The following is an 18,748-nucleotide window of genomic DNA, read 5'->3' on the forward strand; positions in this document are numbered from 1 at the left end:
ACATACGAAAACAATATATTTATTTTAGAGAATTTCATGTCCGATTTTTATCAGGATTTTAATACAAGACGAACCTTTGCCATTATTTCTCACCCTGATGCAGGTAAAACTACCGTAACAGAGAAGTTGCTTTTATTTGGTGGTGCAATTCAATTGGCGGGAACTGTTAAAGGACGAAAGGCGGATAGACATGCAACCTCAGACTGGATGGAAATGGAAAAAGAGCGCGGTATTTCTATTACTACGTCCGTAATGCAGTTCATACATAATCAGCATGTCATGAACTTACTCGATACCCCAGGCCATGAGGATTTTTCTGAAGATACTTATCGAACTTTAACTGCCGTAGATTCAGCACTCATGGTTATTGATGTGGCCAAAGGTGTAGAGGAAAGAACAGTAAAGTTGATGGAGGTATGTCGTCTACGTGATACTCCAATTATGACTTTCATTAATAAGCTGGACCGTGAAGGTCGCGATCCTATTGATTTGCTCGATGAGGTTGAGTCTGTTTTGGGGATTCAATGTGCTCCAGTGACTTGGCCTGTAGGTATGGGAAAACGTTTTAAAGGCATTTACCATCGTTATGACGATGTAGTTTATCTTTATCAAGCGGGGAAAAATGCACAAAAACAAGATGCAATGCAAATTAAAGGAATAGACAATCCTCAATTGGATGAGATATTAGGAGAAAGTGCACAAGAATTGCGTGAGGAAATTGAACTGGTGAAAGGAGCTTCGCATGAATTTAATTTGCAGGATTATTTAGCAGGAAAAATGACCCCTGTTTATTTTGGTTCAGCAATTAATAATTTTGGCATCAAAGAGTTGCTGGATGATTATGTACGCTATGCTCCAAGTCCTCAACCAAGAAACACTCAAGAACGGGTTGTATCTCCAAATGAAGAGGCTTTTTCTGGGTTTGTATTTAAAATACAAGCAAATATGGATCCCAAGCACAGGGATCGAATTGCTTTTTTACGGATATGCTCTGGAGCTTATAAAAAGGGGATGAAATTAAGTCATTTGCGGATTGGTAAAGAAATACAAATTTCCAATGCGTTGACTTTTATGGCTGGTGATCGATCCCATACGGAAGTGGCTTTGCCAGGAGATATTATCGGGTTACACAATCATGGTACGATTCGAATTGGTGATACTTTTACTCAAGGTGAACAATTAAAATTTACTGGTATTCCTAATTTTGCCCCAGAGCTTTTCCGTTTGGTTCGCTTAAAGGATCCTTTAAAGAGCAAGGCTTTACTAAAAGGCTTAATTGAGCTCTCTGAGGAAGGAGCAACCCAAGTATTTCGACCATTAAATAGCAACCAGTTAATCTTAGGTGCTGTAGGAATATTGCAATTCGATGTTGTTGCTCATCGTTTGAGACATGAATATAAAGTAGATTGCATTTATGAATCGGTTAATGTGACTTGTGCTCGTTGGGTGTACTCAGAAGATGATAAAGCGATGAGTGAGTTTCGCACTAAGGCACATGATTATTTAGCATTAGATGGAAGCGATGCATTAATGTATCTTGCTCCAACTCGCGTTAACTTAACTATGGCTGAAGAGCGATACCCGAAAATTAAGTTTCATGCAACTCGAGAGCATTAACTCTATAGTGATAACCTTTATTTTTGATGCTATTAATCTGAAATTACAGTGGATTCTTTATGTTTTTTAAAAATAATGATGAGATTATAGTTCAGCTTCTTGATGCAATTAGCAAAATTGATAAAACCGAAGTGCACGCGATTCTTCAAGAAGCGTTCATGAAAAAAATAGACTTAAATATATATACAAATAAATTTGTTACTCCGTTACATTGGGCAATTCTTAAGTGTCGTGTGGACACGCAGGATGACATGCTTGAAATAATAGAACAGCTCTATCAAACAGAAATCGATCTTAATAAACCTTCAAATGACAGTAAACAATATTCCCCTCTCCATACAGCGGCTCGTCGTGGTTTACCATTAGTTGTTGATTGGCTTTTAGAACATGGGGCTGATCCCATGGTCAAGGATACCGCTAACAAAATACCAATCCATTATGTATGGAGTGCGCTTAATACAAAAATTTCAAATAAAAACGATCTGCATGTAGAAAAAAACCAAGAGCTGATTGATCGATTAATAAAAGTAAATGAGCTCTTAAATAATTGTAATACTACTACTGCATGCTTCATATTATAGGGAGCCACTAAAAAAGTGGTGAGAAGATAAAGTTTGTTAGTAAAAGGTCGGGACTAACACTCAGTTCCTAAAGGAGCGTCGACCTCCGCGAACTGATGTATCCCCACAAAATTTAAATTAAAAAATGAGTTTGATCTATTCTCCACTTGGAGCGTTCGGGCTGAGGAAGCGCAAAGCGCTGTCGCTAAGCTTATAGCAGGCTTTCGAGACGGACATTTTGCCTCTCCTCAGGCCGAGCTATTACAATTAAGTAGTACAACTCGCTTTTACTGTATGTTGACCTAAATTAGTAATTCTCACTTTTGCTCCTGAATCGGCGTTGAGTTTCAAGATCTGATTTGATTGGACTGTAATTTGCAAAAACTCTCCTGCAGACAAAGAAAAGTCATTAACTTTTCCTTTTTTAGCTAATGCTTCTACTAAAAGATCATCATTGTCATCTTCTGTGATGATTTTGCATTTTGCTTCTATTGACCAGAACATATAATTAACAAATTCTTGGGGATCATTGCTGGGTAGTTCATATTCAATAGTGACTCCTTGTTGGAGTGTATGACTTTCCATAGCATAGGTATTAGTCGTTAAAGAAGTCATAATACACAATACCCCAAATCCAAGTTTTTGTAACATTAGTTCACTCCATAATGAAAATTAATGGGCTAAGATACCTTTATTTTGCTTGCATGGCAAATTAATATTCATTAAAAATATATTGAAAAGTATCGGTTAATATTTTGCGGTAATTCCAGAGAACTGTTACAAAATATAATTATAAAACACCCTTTTTGCTGTGTGTTTTGGTTGAGATCGAATAGCATTCGTTTATTTATAAGATTGTTGGCGACAAAACTAAATCACAGGCCAAAGTCATACAGTCTTTGGCCTGCAGTTATCTGATAGTATTTATTCTATATACATTCCAGCTAAACCAATCGGTGCGTTATTTGGAGTATTTTCTTGAAGAGTTAAGTTTTGGAAAGTACAAAAGCTGTTATTGGGTACAAAGTAAACTTTATAAGTACCAATATTTGGTGGAGCAGTAGATGTGAAGGTTACAAAGACATATTCATTTTGGGTGCTGTTGAAACTCATTGCGGAAAAAAATTCCTGATTTAACGTAAACTCACATACCTTATCTTTATTCCCTGTATTACTGTAAATAGTAAATAAAGTTGAATTTGGATTCATAGTTATAGCTGCATAAGTTGAATTATCTGTAGCAGGTATACCAAATCGAGTGTCGTCGTATAAAGAGGGCTGCGGCATTACTGGAGAAATAGTATTGGGTAAGTTATTTAAATCATTAATAACATCTAACGTCGTTACGTTACCTCCGCCGTTATCAAATAAAATATATGCCATATTTTGTCCAAATGAGATACTTGTTAAGTTATCTTGCCCCCCACTATTGGAGATGATGTCAGTTGACATATTATTTGTAGTATCAAAGATTTCAATCTCAGAAGGAGCATCATTATACCCAACCCAAAGTTGAGTACCATCTGGTCTCATTGCTGTACCAATAGTTCTGCGGTTACTGGTGCCTGCTAAGGCAGGACCCACACTTAAATTAGAAAAAAGAATTGGATATACGCCATTCATTGTGCCAAAAACAGTATTTGCGTATAAGTAATTATTATTTTGATGAGCGAATAAGCCCAAAATAAAAGAATCATTGGGAATAGGCAATGGATCTGATTCTCCAAGTTGGTCTAGAGATGAGTTATATTCAAAGATCACATTATTAGTTTGAAGATCAGAAATATAAAAATTACCTGCAGGTCCTTTGCGAGTAATCGCGAATGGTTGTGAATTATTTGAAGGAAGCGTTTTTGTGCAATTATTGGCGTTAAAAGTATGGGTGGTTCCATTAACTATATAAATTTTACCTTCTCCGGAGTTTGTAATATAAATATTGCCACAATCCGTGGGTGGAGGTGTATTTGTTAGAGTAATATGTAACGCATTATTTGTAGGTTGATAACATTGGTTAATATTGGGTGTTCCATCAGGATTTTGCTGACAAAGATAGGGACCTCCCGAAACACCTTTTTCGGGTAAAGCACTACCTGTAACATTCAGCACCAATGTGCAGCTATTCTTGCCTGAGGCAGAGCAAGGAGCAACTTGGGTCACGCCCTGCATAGGCTTGATGACCAATTGATGAGCACGGTGAGAGTTATTTTGTACCAGATATTTCACAGTGGCAGTGCCTGTGGGACTTACCGATACCGTGGGTGGAAAATTGGGATCTGGTGTAAATGTCCATACAGGAATTCCCGCATGTGCTGTAATCATGTAAAAAGCACTTATACTTAGACCTAATCGAGGCATTAAAAGAGGTAATTTCATCGGCTATCCTTGGCTATCCTTATTTTTATTTATAATGTTTCTAATGCCTTAGCAATAGACTCAGTCATTGCTTTAGCATCGCCAAAAAGCATATATGTATTGTCATGATAGAACAACGCATTTTCTACACCGGCATAACCAGGTGCCATACTTCGTTTCACGAACAACACAGTTTTTGCTTTTTCAACTTCTAAAACAGGCATTCCATAAATAGGTGAGCTTGGATCTGTTTTTGCTGCAGGATTGGTTATGTCATTTGCTCCGATAATATAGGCTACATCACAACTTGCAAAATCGCGATTAATTTCACTTTGTTCAAAAACTCTATCATAAGGAATATTGGCTTCCGCAAGCAATACGTTCATATGTCCGGGCATACGACCAGCCACGGGATGGATTGCAAAGCGAACCTTAATATTGCGCTGCTCTAATGCATCTACTAATTCTTTGACTGCGTGTTGTGCATGGGCCACTGCCATCCCATATCCAGGGATAATGATGACATCTTTTGCATTACTTAAAAGAAATGCTGCATCTTCACCATTTCCTTGTCGCACTGCGCGGGATTCAGTTGTGGCATTGGCTTGTAACTGTGCTTCAGATGTCTGAATACCACCGAAAATTACATTGAAAATGGAGCGATTCATTCCTACACACATGATATAACTCAGAATTGCTCCACTTGCACCAACTAGAGCTCCAGTAATCACAAGTAAATGATTACTTAAGGTAAACCCAATACCAGCGGCTGCCCATCCAGAGTATGAATTAAGCATGGAAATTACTACAGGCATATCAGCACCACCAATAGGAATAATAAGCAATACACCAAGTAAAAAGGCTAAGGCAGCCAAAACGCAAAAAAGAGTAAGTGTTTGGTTTATCAGAAATAAAACAAACAGAATAAGGATTCCCAACGCGGTCAATAGGTTGATAGTATTATGATTTGGTAGTTTGATAGGGACCCCAGACATAATTCCTTGTAGTTTCAGAAAGGCAATTACAGAGCCAGAAAAGGTGATAGCTCCAATAATTAAACCCAGGCTCATTTCCACGAGGCTTGCTTTGGCGATTGCGCCAGGGATGCCTATATGAAACGAATGAGGAGATAAGAAAGCGCAGAATGCGACAAGTACTGCTGCCATCCCAACTAATGAGTGGAAAGCTGCAACTAATTGTGGGATAGCGGTCATATTAATTTTAAGAGCAATATAGGTGCCGATTATTCCACCTGCAATTATTAAACCAATCAGTAGGAATTGATGGTAAGTTGAGGGCATCATTAAGGTTGAGCCTACTGCGAGAATCATACCCGTAATCCCCAATAGATTTCCTCTTCTCGCCGAGGCCGGGCTGGCTAGGCCTTTAAGTGCCAATATAAAACATACTGCTGCTAATAGATAAAATAAAGGAACCAAAGTCGTCATGAGAAAATCATCCTTAATTTACTGCACGGTTTCAAATAAAAATAGTATCATTATTCTATTTTTTATACATGCGTAGCATGCGCTGTGTTACCACAAAACCACCAAAGATGTTAATTGAGGTAATAAATATTGCTAAACCACCTATCCAGGTTATTTTTCCCACGAATTGGCTTCCAGCAGCAATGAGGGCACCTAAAACAATAATACTGGATATTGCATTGGTTACCGACATTAAAGGGGTATGGAGTGCTGGGGTAACTTTCCAAACTACGTAATATCCGACAAAACAGGCTAATACAAAAATAGTGAGTATCGCAATATAAGGGTTTCCTAAGGTATTCATCTCATGCATTTTGGGTCTCCTTTATAACCTGGAATGGTAGGTATTGATTTTGATGACAAAGTACTGCCTGTTGGATAATTTCATCATTGGGGTTTAATGTGATTTCAGGAGGGGTAGAGGCTAGGAGATGAATCAGGTGCACTAAATTATTTGCATAGAGTTCACTTGCTGTTGCTGGAACTAGTCCTGCTAGGTTGCTGAAGCCGATGATGGTTATTTCCCCATGTTTGATGGTTTTATCAACAACACTTACTTCACAATTCCCACCTCGAGAGGTTGCGAGATCAACAACAACTGATCCAGGTTTCATTTGTTCTATAGTATGTTTATACAATAAAACGGGTGCTTGACGACCAGGAATTAATGCTGTTGAAATAACAATATCAGATAATTTAGCGTATTGGTCAATAAGCTCTGCTTGTAACTTTTTATATTCTTCACTTACTTCAGAAGCATATCCACCTTTTGTTTCACCGTCTTGCTCTTGACTGACTTCTATAAATTCAGCACCTAAACTTTCCACTTGTTCCTTTGCAGCACGTCGTACATCAAATGCATAAACTACTGCACCTAAACGTTTGGCTGTTGCTATGGCTTGTAAGCCTGCCACACCCGCACCAAGAACAAGTACTTTAGCAGGTTGAATCATTCCTGCTGCGGTCATCATCATAGGGAGAGCTCGATGAAATTGAGTACTTGCTTCCAGAACAGCTCGATATCCCGCCAAATTTGCTTGAGATGATAGACTGTCCATGCTTTGAGCACGGCTGATACGAGGGATAAGATTCATTGATAATAAAGTAATCTGCTTTTCTTGGCACCAGGAGATTAATCGGCTTTGCGGATCATTATCAATATGGCCTATGACTATAGTGCCCTGTGATAAACCTTCTAGATCTTGAGGATGAGGTTCATTAATGCAAAGAAGAATGTTCACTTTTGTCAGAATATTTTTCTTACTGTCGCTAATAGATACTCCAACTTGTTCATAATCTTGATCTCTAAAACCTGCCGCTAGACCAGCATTTTTCTCTATGTTGACTTCAAATCCAGATTTTATAAGCTGTTTCGCTGAGTTAGGAGTAATCGCTACTCGAGTTTCATTTCCTGTTGCATGTAAGGTTGCAATGATCATGAGTAAATCCTTTTTACCTAGATAACCATTATCGTATTGCAATTTAAAACTATTTTCCAGACTACGCAATACAGTAATGCGTGAAGTTAAGGTTGGTATCTATAGAATCCATATGTTATGTTTATAACTTTATTTAACATAACGGAGCAGGAGCGAACATTATGACAAGCCAACCCACCAGAGATCCAGTGAATGATATTTTACTTACCCCCAAAAATGCTGCCTTACTTATCATTGATTATCAACCCGTCCAAGTTAATTCCATTGCATCAATGGACAAGCAGAAATTAGTAAATAATATCGTTGGCGTTGCTAAAACGGGTGTGGCATACAACCTGCCAATCATTCTTACAACAGTTAATGTGAATTCGGGTTTGAATAAACCGACAATTCCTGAACTCACTCAAGTTCTGGAAGGGGTAAACACATATGACAGAACTTCCATTAATTCGTGGGAAGATACTGAGTTTGTAAATGCAGTTAAAGGGACTGCGCGTAAAAAATTAATTATGACTGCTCTGTGGACTGAGGTATGTTTGACTTTTCCTGCCCTTGATGCGTTAAATGAAGGTTATGAAGTATATGTAGTTGCTGATGCAGTAGGTGGAACTTCGGTTACAGCTCATGAGTTAGGACTACGTCGTATTCAACAAGCAGGGGGTGTACTTATAACCTTGCCACAATTATTATGTGAATTACAACGCGATTGGAGTCGAACAGCAACAGTTCCAAGTTTTGTTGAGATACTTGGTAGTAGTGTAGGTCTTTCTCACTAAAAGAATACATGAAGCAAGTGCATCAGAATATCCCAAAAAGGGTATTCTGATAAACTAAATAATGGGAATGTAAGAGTGTAATCTGTGCTCGAATCAGTCTTTTACAAAAATTACAATTTGCCTTTTGCAACCAGAAATCTATATATGATGCTATTGTATATACGCCTACAGTTTTATGCATTGCTTTTATGGGATTCTTCCTGCAAGCTATCTACTTCAATAGCTAGGGCCATTTGATTAGCACAAGACTCCAAAAGCTGTATTTTTTCCGGTGTTGCCCAATCGTCACTTTTTAAAGGTTGAATTCTTAAAACACCCATTGTACCTCGGGCGCCGAGCAATGGGATAAATATGGCATTAGAAAAAGAAAGCGTATCAGTTCCTAATCCTGCTTTTTGCCCTAATTCATATACCCATTGAGCGATACTGTATTCTTTATCATCCAATTCTTGATGCGATTTTGAGCGCGCGCGAATGACTAAGCGTGCATCTTTAGGCAGTAACGCAATAATTTCACAATGAAAAACTTCCGAAATATAATTAATTCCAGTTCTAAGTAATCTGACTATTCCACGTGTTCTTGATAATCTTCGACTTAAAGTATATAAAGTAGACGTTTGATATTCGGCAAGGCGTGCAATCTCTGATTGACGACGAGTAACTAAGGTGAGTTGGCAAATAATAAATGCTATCACGAGCATCATCACGAGATTGAAAATATAATCTGCATCATTGGTTAAAAAACTGTAGTAAGGAGGGACAAAGAAAAAATCGTAAGATAAAAGACTGAGAAAAATTCCTGAAATGGTAGGGCCGGTACGTCCTAGTGAGGCAATAGCAATCATGCCTATTAAATAAACCATGATTAAATTAGCATCTGGTACTAAGGAATAAAGCAAAAAATTAAATAATGTGGTGACAGAAACAATACTAATCGATAAGAAATAGGGAAACCAGGACGTAAGAGGTTTATTAAGTGTTTTCTTTTGTGGTTTCTTTACCATTTCAGTTATGGTATACACATCAATATCACCGCTATAACGCAAAACCTCATCAGCTAAGCTACGAAAGAAAAAATTCCTCCATCGCGTTTGAATTCTTTTATTTATCATAATTAAAGTAACATTTTGCGCACGAGCAAAATTAAGAATTTCTTTAACAAAATCATATCCCATTAATATATGGGTTTCAGCACCTAATTGTTCCGCAAAAAATAGATTTTTTATCGCTTGATTACGTTGTGTTCTAGACAATTGAGTTCGAGGAGAATCTACATAAACAGCCATCCAGTCTGCTTGAAAACTCGTTGCTATTCTTTTGGCAGAGCGAATTAATTTATGAGCCTCTGGGCCTGGTCCCACGCAAACGAGAATTTTTTCCATGATGTGCCAGATACTCTTTATCCCTTGTCCTTGTCTATAGAGAAGTACTTGAGTATTAACTTGCTTTGCTAATGTGCGTAATGCAAGTTCACGTAATGCCATTAAGTTACCTTTACGAAAATAAAATTCCGCAGCTAGCCGTGCTTGTTTGGGGACATAAACCTTTCCCTCTGCCAAACGTTTTAATAAATCTTCTGGTGCCAAATCAACAAGTTCAATAGTATTTGCACTTTCAATCATGAAATCAGGAACAGTCTCTTGGACAGGCGCATGAATAATTTGAGAAACATCGTTATTTAAGCTTTCTATATGCTGCACATTTAAAGTAGTATATACATCAATTCCCCGATCCAGCAGTTCTTTAATGTCTTGCCATCGTTTCTTATGTCGTACCCCGGTAACATTTGTATGTGCCATTTCATCCATAAGTATTAATCCAGGATTTCTTTTTAGCGCAGCATCCAAATCAAATTCTTGTAGTTTTTTGCCGTGATAATCAATAGTTACTTTCGGTAGAATCACGAAGTTTTTCAGTATTTCTAAAATTTCTGAGCGGTCATGTGATTCGACAATGCCTACAATAATATCTAATCCTTTTGCTTGCTCTTCTAATGCTTCATGAAGCATGGAATGGGTTTTTCCCACACCAGGGGCAGCACCCAGATAGATTTTGAGTTTGCCACGCTGTTGCTGCTTTTCTTCTTCGAGTACTTGTTGCAATAACACGTTAGGATTGGGACGTGAATCATTCATGAGTGATCCTCACATGATCTAGGGCCAAGTTAAGCTCTAGTACGTTAATACGTGGTTCTCCTAAAAGATATAGAGTTCTTTTTTTGAGGAGTTGATTTACCAATGTTTCTATTTCTTGCTCAGAAATATTACGTGCTTTAGCAATTCGAGGAATCTGATAAAAAGCTGCTTGTGGGCTTATTTCCGGATCAAGGCCGCTTGCAGAAGCGGTCACTAAGTCAACAGGAATTAAGGGAATTTTATTTTCATATTGATGAAGCGTCGCCACTCTTTTTTTGACTATGGTCAAAAACTCAGGGTTTAAAGGCCCCATGTTTGAACCCAAAGAACTCGCTGAGTTATAAGGAAATGGAGTGGTCGCAGAGGGTCGTCCCCAAAAATAATTAGGTGCATCGATGTATTGTCCAATTAATGCAGAACCAATAAGTTTATCCTGATATCGGAGTATGCTGCCGTTTGCTTGGTAGGGGAATAATACTTGGGCAATAAGGGTAGTTACAACAGGGTAAATAATGCCTGTGAGTAGCGAAAAAATGAGTACAAAGAATAAAGATGTTTTTATTTGTTTGAAAATTTCTATCATCATTTTTATCCTGTTAACCCTACTAAAGTTAAGAGCAGATCTATTATTTTGATACCGATGAAGGGAACAATTAATCCACCAAAGCCATAAATGATCACATTGTTTCGTAAGAGTTGTGCGGCAGGAAGACGCTTATATTTCACTCCATGTAACGCTAAAGGAATGAGAAAAATAATAATAATCGCATTAAAAATGACTGCAGACAGAATAGCACTTTGAGGGGTTGTCAAATGCATGATATTTAAAATATTAAGTTCCGGATAAGTACTTGAAAACGCCGCAGGTAGAATGGCAAAATATTTAGCAATATCATTGGCTATGCTAAAAGTAGTGAGTGAACCACGAGTCATCAGTAGTTGTTTACCAATTTCAACCACTTCAATTAATTTAGTGGGATTTGAATCTAAATCTACTAAGTTACCTGCTTCCTTTGCTGCTTGTGTTCCTGAATTCATTGCGACTGCAACATCTGCTTGAGCAAGAGCAGGAGCATCATTGGTTCCATCTCCTGTCATTGCTACTAGATGACCTTGGGCTTGTAACTCCCGAATCAATTTAAGTTTGTCTTCAGGTTTTGCATTGGCCAGAAAATCATCTACGCCTGCTTCGCCTGCAATTGAAGCAGCGGTAAGAGGATTATCTCCAGTAACCATAATTGTTTTAATGCCCATTTGTCTTAATTGAGCGAATCGTTCGCGAATACCACCTTTAATAATATCTTTAAGACGAATAATACCGAGTACTTTTTGATTTTCTACCACAACCAATGCTGTATTTCCTTGTCGTGAAATAATTTCGACATTTTTTTTCACATTTTCAGGAATAATGCTACCTAACTGATTGAGGTATTCTTTGATTGCCTCAAACGAACCTTTACGAATTTGTCTGTTTCCAACATTTGCGCCACTCATGCGTGTTTGCGCTGTAAAAGGAATAAAAGTGGCATTGAGTTTTCCAAGCTCTCTACCGCGTAACTTATATTTTCTTTTGGCTAAAATAACAATACTACGGCCTTCGGGGGTTTCATCTGCGAGTGATGCTAATTGTGCTGCATTAGCTAATTCATTGATGCTAACCTCTTCAGCAGGAATAAATTCTGTAGCTTGACGGTTTCCTAAAGTAATGGTTCCTGTTTTATCAAGTAATAAAACATCAATATCTCCTGCAGCTTCAACGGCACGTCCAGATAAAGCAATAACATTCGCTTGAATCATTCTATCCATGCCTGAAATACCAATCGCGGAAAGTAACCCTCCAATTGTAGTTGGAGCTAAACAGACAAAAAGGGCAATAAGCACTGTTATGGAAATTACCTGACCTGATTTGGTTACAAATACACTAAAAATGGAGAAAGAGAGCAGGGTGCTACAAACTACTAGGAAGACAATGGTTAATGCAGCGAGTAAGATAGTCAAGGCTAGCTCACTAGGTGTTTTTTGACGTTTTGAACCCTCTACCAAGGCAATCATGCGATCTAAAAATGTTTCTCCTGGATTAGAAGTAATGCGAATGATCAACCAATCAGAGATGACTTGAGTACCTCCCGTTACCGCGCTACGATCACCTCCACTTTCACGTATCACTGGTGCGCTTTCGCCAGTGATAGCGCTTTCATTAACAGAAGCAATACCTTCAATAACCTCTCCGTCACTAGGAATGAAATCTCCTGCTTCGACTAATACCAGATCATCCATACGTAATTGTCCTGAAGTGACTAGGGTAAATTTTGCACTTTTAGACGCTTTTGCTAATTTTTTGGCTTGAATATCATGTCGTGCTCGGCGCAATTCTTGTGCCTGGGCTTTACCTCGACCTTCTGCCATCGCCTCAGCAAAGTTAGCAAACAGGAGTGTAAACCAGAGGCATAATGTAATTGCTAAAATAAAAAGAGTAGGTGCTTCTCCTTTTCCCAAAAGTGATTGTAAAAAAAGTACGGTGGTTATGATTGAGCCTACATATACGGTAAACATCACCGGATTTTTAATTTGAGTGAGTGGCCTGAGTTTTAGAAAAGCATCGACTAAGGCCACTTTAATGATGTTAAGATCCCATATTGAATGTATTTTAGTAGCCATATTTACCCCAAAGTATCAACTGTTCCACCACAGGCCCTAATGCAAGGGCGGGGACAAAAGATAGAGCGCCAATGATAATGGTGATACAAACTAACAAAACAATAAAAAGGGGTGTATGAGTTGCTAGAGTGCCGGGGTTACTGGGAATATGTTTTTTCTTAACCAGTGAACCTGCAATTGCAAGAGTGGGAATGGCAATCCAATATCGGCTAATCAACATGAGTAAGCCTCCCAGGATATTATAAAAAGGGGTATTCACATTTAGACCTGCAAAAGAACTGCCGTTATTATTTCCCATCGACGTAAATGCATAAAGAATTTCTGTGAAACCATGTGAACCTGGATTGGCTATTGAGCTAATGCCTGAAGAGGTCACCGAAGCATAAGCAGTTGCGATAAGGACCACTAAAGGCATAATCAAAACGGCAATTGAGGCCATTTTCATTTCATAAGGTTCAATTTTTTTACCAAGATATTCAGGAGATCTGCCTACCATAAGACCTGCAACAAATACAGTGATAATAATCATCATGAGCATGCCATATAATCCTGAACCTACTCCACCAAAACAAACTTCACCTAAATGCATCATCCAAAGGGGAACAAGCCCTCCTAATGGGATAAACGAATCAAGCATGGAATTAACTGAACCATTCGACGCAGCGGTAGTTGCTGTGGCCCAAATGGTTGAGCTGACAATACCGAAACGTGTTTCTTTGCCTTCCATATTCCCTGCAGGGTAAAGGCCAGCTATAGGCTGCATATCAATTCCTATGGATTGAAATGCTGGATTGCCTTTTTGTTCCATTACGGTTTCAAGAATTAAAGGTGGAATAAATAAAATGAACATGGCAATTAACACTGCCCATCCTTGTCGTTTATCCTGAACCATCATCCCAAAAGTAAAACAAAAAGCTGCTGGAATAAGTAAAAGGGCTACCATTTCAAGAAAATTAGTTAATGGAGTAGGATTTTCGAAGGGATGGGCAGAGTTTACATTAAAAAAACCGCCTCCATTAGTGCCTAATTGTTTAATGGCAATTTGTGAGGCAGCAGGTCCCATAGGAATGGTCTGTTCGGTTATTTTCTTAGAGGTTACTTGGGGATTACCTAGGCCATCTAATAGGGGTTGACCTCTTGTATCTGTCATTGGTTGTTGATAAGTAAATGGATGGAGAAGACTAATTTTTTGATAGGGTTTAAAATTTTGTATTACTCCTTGTGAGCATAAGATAAGGGAGAAAATGAATGACAAGGGAAGTAAGATGTAGAGTATACCTCGTATGGTATCCACCCAAAAATTACCTAAACCTACGCTTTCACGTTTTGTTAAACCTCGTATCAAAGCGATTAATAACGACATTCCTGTTGCTGCTGAAATAAAATTTTGTACAGTAAGCGCAAGCATTTGTGTCAAATAACTCAAGGTTGTTTCACCATTATAGGCTTGCCAATTGGTATTCGTTGTAAAGCTAATTGCCGTATTAAAAGCAAGATCAGATGAGGGAGCCGCAAAATTTTGTGGGTTTAGAGGAAGATAGTATTGAATTCTTTGCAAAAGAAAAACTGCCAATAATCCTACTAAATTAACAAAAAGCATCGTTGATAGGTAAGTTTTCCATTCCATTTCTTCTTCAGGATCAATTCCGCATAGCTTATAAATGAACGATTCAAAAGGTCTAACTAAAGAGTCTAATAAACAAGATTGGCCTTGGTATACTCGGGCCATATACCAACCAAGGGGTTTGACAAGCAGCAGTAAGAAGAGCAAATAAAATGAGATTTGAAGAAAACCAAATTTTGTCATGGAGATCCATTCCTGTTTTTATTATTAAAATAATTCAGGTTTAAATAATACGAATAATAAATAAATTAACAAGCAGAAAGCGATGAGTCCACAGATGAAATAGAAGCTCATGATTCACTCCTTGACAAATAATCAAAAAAATTAATGAGCAAAAAGCACGTGCAAAAAAATAAGACAATAAGAAAAATTAATAAAATATCCATAGAGTGTTTCTTATCATTGATATCTCTCTTTTAACTATAATCTTAGCCCAGATTTTTGGGGTTTGTTGACGATTTATTCTGTTCTTCTGATTGTTACATAAGAGTTAGATTTTATTTTAGTGGAAAGCATTAATGTATTAAGTAAAAAAATAAGAATGATGAAATCCATTATTACAAACGCACTTATTGGGGAGGGGATTAAAAATAAAAAAGGCGTATTTTTATCAAATACGCCTTTTTATTAAATTTGCAATAGACAGTAAGATTGCTTACAGTCCTAGTTACTATTATGGACTCCTCTGGAGTGTTTTAGGCTTCTTAGTTTACACTAGGCATGCACACCGCACTCTCAATCTGGCTCCCAAGTAATGAATGTTGGCTGAACAATATGTACTGTCTATGATTATATAATAGGCTAATCTTCACGGTAATGCTACTTGATTCAAATTGTTTTTTGCAAAGATTGTGTTAAAAAATAGAGTATATAATGGATATATGGAAACCAAGGATCAGTGATGCTTGCTGTAAGGAAAGGCTCTATGCATAAAAAAATCGATTTTATATCTTCCATGCTATCTGGAATAATCATCAGTTTTTTAATGGTCATGGTTACAGTAAGTTTTACCCAATTTATTTTTCACGGTAAGTTATCCAGCTATTTTCCAGTAGCAACTTATCTGATTTTAATAACTACGGTAATTATCACTCTGGTCACGGCATTGTTTAGTTCATTACCCATTTCTATTGGACATCCTCAAGATGAGCCATTACCCATTATTGCATTGGCCATTTCATCAATTGTTGCGGGCATACAAAACCCTGACAATCTTTTCTCTACTACCATGGTTGTAATTGCTTGCTCTACCAGCATGACGGGTATTTGTTTTTATATGATTGGAAAATTTAAACTGGGTAATTTCATACGTTTTATTCCTTTCCCTGTTGTTGTGGGTTTTCTAGTCAGCGTTGGATGCTTACTGATAATAGGTACTACCAAGAATATAATGTCTATATTACCTAATCCTCTTATTTATGATAGTGCTAACTTTTTTAAATCTGATTTTTTCATGATATGGAGTATTACTATTGGTTATACCTTATTATTTTTCTATGTCATGTATCGTTTTACCCATAGGCTCACATTCCCCGGATTTTTATTATTCAGTATAGTGATGTTTTATATAATTGTTTTTGTATTTCATATTTCAATTCCCATGCTAAGAGAGCATGGATTATTATTTCAACCATTTCCACCGCCCAATACTCTCATGAGTGCTCTTTCACAGTTTTCTTTTAGTAAAGTGGAATGGGACACTATATATCCACAAATAGGTAATTTAATAACTATTATACCCATTAGTACTATATCCTTTTTATTAATATTAGGTGCTCTGGATTTTAATTTAAAAAAAGAAATCGATTTAAACAGAGAGTTGTGTCTCACAGGCATCAATAATACTTTCATAGGGTTTGCCGGAGGCTTAGTTGGATATACCGGTTTTATGATGACTATCATTAATAACCACTTGAAGTCTACAACCCGTGCGCCTGGTATTTTATCTGCTATTTTCACTTTAGCTATTTTGTTAGTTGGCATGAATTTGATTGCATATATACCCAAAATAATTGTATTTGGTATGTTGTTGTTTATTGGTATTAGTATTTTAAAAACATGGGGTTACGATATTAAACATGAGTTTTACAGTTCAGATTATTTAACGGTATTTATAATTCTAATAATGGTCTTAAGTTTTGGATTACTTGCAGGGGTTATCGTAGGAATATTGGTTTCTTTTGTTTTAATTGTTATTAATTACAGCCAAATTAGCCCAATAAAATATCGTATTGAAGGTACAAATGTACGTAGCGGAACTCGACGAGATAATAGAGCGAAAAATATTTTAAAAAAGGAAAAGGGGGCTATACTTTTTTTAAAATTACAAAATTATTTATTTTTTGGCATCACAAATAAACTAATTGATGATATTAAAATCACTATTAATAACCAACCTAATCAATTACGATATATTATTTATGATTATGAACTGGTTATTGGCATCGATTCTTCTGCTCTTTATTGTTTCTCCAGAATCAAAGCTTTTATTAAAGAGCATAATATAACTGCTGTTATTACTGAAGTGGAAGACACAGTACTTAAAAAATTGATGGATATTGGTTTTATAGATCCTAATGATCCATCCATTATCGTGGTTCCTCAACATGAACAAGCGATTGAGTGGTGTGAAAAACAAATATTACATAAAAATAATTATGTAAAAAATGAGGCGTTACCCCTCGAAGCCCAACTGACCAACCTTTTTCAGAACGAAACTACTGCACGCTGTATTAAAAAATATTTTAACAAAATAGCAATTAATGAGCAGGAATTTCTTTTTAAACAAGGGGAGCTTGCATCGAGTTTATATTATTTGGAATCAGGTGAGCTTTCTGTATATATGGCAACCCAAAATAAAAAGCAATTATACATTTCAACTATCCAAACGGGAAATATCATTGGTGAAATGGGGTTTTATTTAATGGGTAATCGTTTTGCAACAATAATAGCAAATGAAAACAGTATAGTAGAAGAATTATCGGCAGAAAACTTTGCAAAAATGTGCACAGAAGAACCTGCGATTGCAGAGCAATTTAACAGAGTGATCGTGCGTATTTTGGCAGAAAGACTGAATTATCGTAATCTTCAAATATAAAAATTGGCTTCTTAAATTTCTGAATGAAAAAGAAATTATTTGAAAGCAGCTGGATTTTTAGAATTCATCAGGCACTCTAGATAAATAGAGTGCTTGATACCACCATTTAATTTTTCAATATAAGCTGAAATATATAGAGCAAGAGCCCGCTGCACTGGAGCTAATCCGCAAGCAAAAAACTTTTAACTCTTTCTTATAATGTGAATTTCGTATAAGCGAATGTGGATTTACTTCGAACCGTTCGGGCTGAGGAAGCGCGTAGCGCTGTCTCGAAGCTTAGCACAAATGTTCAAGTTGCGTGCTAAGGCTTCGAGACGGCATAAATGCCTCCTCAGCCTGAACGGGTTGAGACAGAAGCTGGATCCCAATAGATTCTTTATCCGCAACTCACGTTCACTTAATGGGAGTTGCGTATAAGCGAACATGGATTTACTTCCTCCCGTTCGGGCTGAGGAAGCGCGTAGCGCTGTCTCGAAGCCTAGCACAAATGTTCAAGTTGCGTGCTAAGGCTTGGAGATGGCATAAATGCCTCCTCAGCCTGAACGGGTTGAGACAGAAGCTGGATCCCAATAGATTCTTTATCCGCAACTCACGTTCACTTAATGGGAGTTGCGTATAAGCGAACATGGATTTACTTCCTCCCGTTCGGGCTGAGGAAGCGCGTAGCGCTGTCTCGAAGCCTAGCACAAATGTTCAAGTTGCGTGCTAAGGCTTGGAGATGGCATAAATGCCTCCTCAGCCTGAACGGGTTGAGACAGAAGCTGGATCCCAATAGATTCTTTATCCGCAACTCACGTTCACTTAATGGGAGTTGCGTATAAGCGAACATGGATTTACTTCCTCCCGTTCGGGCTGAGGAAGCGCGTAGCGCTGTCTCGAAGCCTAGCACAAATGTTCAAGTTGCGTGCTAAGGCTTGGAGATGGCATAAATGCCTCCTCAGCCTGAACGGGTTGAGACAGAAGCTGGATCCCAATAGATTCTTTATCCGCAACTCACGTTCAC

14 protein-coding genes are annotated in these 18,748 nt (G+C 37.6%); 4 read left to right on the forward strand and 10 right to left on the reverse strand.

What is annotated here, in order from left to right:
- The first annotated feature begins 36 nt into the window (after positions 1-36).
- Together DYH34_RS05295 and DYH34_RS05300 are read left to right on the forward strand one after the other, a co-directional pair.
- Complete coding sequence (locus DYH34_RS05295) at positions 37-1,617, forward strand: peptide chain release factor 3 (protein ID WP_058465416.1); 1,581 nt, start codon at positions 37-39, stop codon at positions 1,615-1,617.
- A 59-nt stretch (positions 1,618-1,676) separates the two neighbouring features.
- Positions 1,677-2,198, forward strand: coding sequence for an ankyrin repeat domain-containing protein (locus DYH34_RS05300; protein WP_238589521.1), 522 nt, complete (start codon positions 1,677-1,679; stop codon positions 2,196-2,198).
- Between the two features lie 246 nt (positions 2,199-2,444).
- Here the strand turns inward: DYH34_RS05300 and DYH34_RS05305 are convergent, their stop codons facing one another.
- The 5 genes from DYH34_RS05305 to DYH34_RS05325 all read right to left on the reverse strand — a co-directional run bounded on the left by DYH34_RS05305 (position 2,445) and on the right by DYH34_RS05325 (position 7,455).
- Positions 2,445-2,828 carry a hypothetical protein gene (locus tag DYH34_RS05305; RefSeq protein ID WP_058465415.1) on the reverse strand — a complete coding sequence of 128 codons (384 nt, stop codon included), beginning with the start codon at positions 2,826-2,828 and terminating at the stop codon, positions 2,445-2,447.
- Positions 2,829-3,101: 273 nt separating this feature from the next.
- On the reverse strand, positions 3,102-4,550 hold the full coding sequence (locus tag DYH34_RS05310; protein WP_058465414.1) for an NHL repeat-containing protein: 1,449 nt from the start codon (positions 4,548-4,550) through the stop codon (positions 3,102-3,104).
- Positions 4,551-4,579: 29 nt separating this feature from the next.
- Positions 4,580-5,977, reverse strand: a complete 1,398-nt coding sequence (locus DYH34_RS05315; protein ID WP_058465413.1) for an NAD(P)(+) transhydrogenase (Re/Si-specific) subunit beta — start codon at positions 5,975-5,977, stop codon at positions 4,580-4,582.
- A 55-nt stretch (positions 5,978-6,032) separates the two neighbouring features.
- The gene (locus tag DYH34_RS05320; RefSeq protein WP_058465412.1) at positions 6,033-6,329 is read right to left on the reverse strand and encodes a proton-translocating transhydrogenase family protein; all 297 of its coding nucleotides are present in this window, start codon (positions 6,327-6,329) and stop codon (positions 6,033-6,035) included.
- The gene (locus DYH34_RS05325) at positions 6,322-7,455 is read right to left on the reverse strand and encodes a Re/Si-specific NAD(P)(+) transhydrogenase subunit alpha (protein ID WP_058465411.1); all 1,134 of its coding nucleotides are present in this window, start codon (positions 7,453-7,455) and stop codon (positions 6,322-6,324) included. The genes DYH34_RS05320 and DYH34_RS05325 overlap by 8 nt, the downstream gene beginning before the upstream one ends.
- A 161-nt stretch (positions 7,456-7,616) precedes the next feature.
- On the opposite strand from DYH34_RS05325, the gene DYH34_RS05330 reads away from it, so the two are divergent.
- Positions 7,617-8,231, forward strand: a complete 615-nt coding sequence (locus tag DYH34_RS05330; protein WP_058465410.1) for a hydrolase — start codon at positions 7,617-7,619, stop codon at positions 8,229-8,231.
- 173 nt (positions 8,232-8,404) lie between these two features.
- Here the strand turns inward: DYH34_RS05330 and DYH34_RS05335 are convergent, their stop codons facing one another.
- From DYH34_RS05335 to DYH34_RS18685, 5 genes are read right to left on the reverse strand one after another with little or no spacing between them, the layout of a single operon-like run.
- On the reverse strand, positions 8,405-10,366 hold the full coding sequence (locus DYH34_RS05335) for a DUF4118 domain-containing protein (protein WP_058465409.1): 1,962 nt from the start codon (positions 10,364-10,366) through the stop codon (positions 8,405-8,407).
- A complete protein-coding gene (gene kdpC, locus DYH34_RS05340; protein WP_238589520.1) occupies positions 10,359-10,952 on the reverse strand; it encodes a potassium-transporting ATPase subunit KdpC in 594 nt (197 codons plus the stop codon). Before kdpC ends, DYH34_RS05335 begins: the two co-directional genes overlap by 8 nt.
- A gap of 2 nt (positions 10,953-10,954) precedes the next feature.
- Positions 10,955-13,024: a potassium-transporting ATPase subunit KdpB gene (gene kdpB, locus DYH34_RS05345; RefSeq protein WP_058465408.1), complete on the reverse strand. Its 2,070-nt coding sequence runs from the start codon at positions 13,022-13,024 to the stop codon at positions 10,955-10,957.
- A complete protein-coding gene (kdpA, locus tag DYH34_RS05350) occupies positions 13,014-14,831 on the reverse strand; it encodes a potassium-transporting ATPase subunit KdpA (protein WP_058465407.1) in 1,818 nt (605 codons plus the stop codon). Before kdpA ends, kdpB begins: the two co-directional genes overlap by 11 nt.
- Positions 14,832-14,855: 24 nt before the next feature.
- A complete protein-coding gene (locus DYH34_RS18685; RefSeq protein WP_083502776.1) occupies positions 14,856-14,942 on the reverse strand; it encodes a potassium-transporting ATPase subunit F in 87 nt (28 codons plus the stop codon).
- 631 nt (positions 14,943-15,573) lie between these two features.
- On the opposite strand from DYH34_RS18685, the gene DYH34_RS05360 reads away from it, so the two are divergent.
- Positions 15,574-17,745 (forward strand): SLC26A/SulP transporter family protein, encoded by a 2,172-nt coding sequence (locus DYH34_RS05360; RefSeq protein ID WP_238589519.1) that lies wholly within the window; start codon positions 15,574-15,576, stop codon positions 17,743-17,745.
- Positions 17,746-18,748: the final 1,003 nt, after the last annotated feature.

The sequence above is a fragment of the Legionella cincinnatiensis genome (assembly GCF_900452415.1).
Lineage (GTDB): Bacteria > Pseudomonadota > Gammaproteobacteria > Legionellales > Legionellaceae > Legionella > Legionella cincinnatiensis.

Excerpts from the sequence above, each read along its gene's own strand:
- DYH34_RS05305 (WP_058465415.1), bottom strand. The coding sequence starts at position 2,828 with ATGTTACAAAAACTTGGATTTGGGGTATTGTGTATTATGACTTCTTTA.
- DYH34_RS05320 (WP_058465412.1), bottom strand. The coding sequence starts at position 6,329 with ATGCATGAGATGAATACCTTAGGAAACCCTTATATTGCGATACTCACT.
- DYH34_RS05360 (WP_238589519.1), top strand. The coding sequence starts at position 15,574 with ATGCATAAAAAAATCGATTTTATATCTTCCATGCTATCTGGAATAATC.
- DYH34_RS05335 (WP_058465409.1), bottom strand. The coding sequence starts at position 10,366 with ATGAATGATTCACGTCCCAATCCTAACGTGTTATTGCAACAAGTACTC.
- DYH34_RS05315 (WP_058465413.1), bottom strand. The coding sequence starts at position 5,977 with ATGACGACTTTGGTTCCTTTATTTTATCTATTAGCAGCAGTATGTTTT.
- DYH34_RS05300 (WP_238589521.1), top strand. The coding sequence starts at position 1,677 with ATGTTTTTTAAAAATAATGATGAGATTATAGTTCAGCTTCTTGATGCA.
- kdpB (WP_058465408.1), bottom strand. The coding sequence starts at position 13,024 with ATGGCTACTAAAATACATTCAATATGGGATCTTAACATCATTAAAGTG.
- DYH34_RS05325 (WP_058465411.1), bottom strand. The coding sequence starts at position 7,455 with ATGATCATTGCAACCTTACATGCAACAGGAAATGAAACTCGAGTAGCG.
- kdpA (WP_058465407.1), bottom strand. The coding sequence starts at position 14,831 with ATGACAAAATTTGGTTTTCTTCAAATCTCATTTTATTTGCTCTTCTTA.
- kdpC (WP_238589520.1), bottom strand. The coding sequence starts at position 10,952 with ATGATGATAGAAATTTTCAAACAAATAAAAACATCTTTATTCTTTGTA.
- DYH34_RS05295 (WP_058465416.1), top strand. The coding sequence starts at position 37 with ATGTCCGATTTTTATCAGGATTTTAATACAAGACGAACCTTTGCCATT.
- DYH34_RS18685 (WP_083502776.1), bottom strand. The coding sequence starts at position 14,942 with ATGAGCTTCTATTTCATCTGTGGACTCATCGCTTTCTGCTTGTTAATT.
- DYH34_RS05310 (WP_058465414.1), bottom strand. The coding sequence starts at position 4,550 with ATGAAATTACCTCTTTTAATGCCTCGATTAGGTCTAAGTATAAGTGCT.
- DYH34_RS05330 (WP_058465410.1), top strand. The coding sequence starts at position 7,617 with ATGACAAGCCAACCCACCAGAGATCCAGTGAATGATATTTTACTTACC.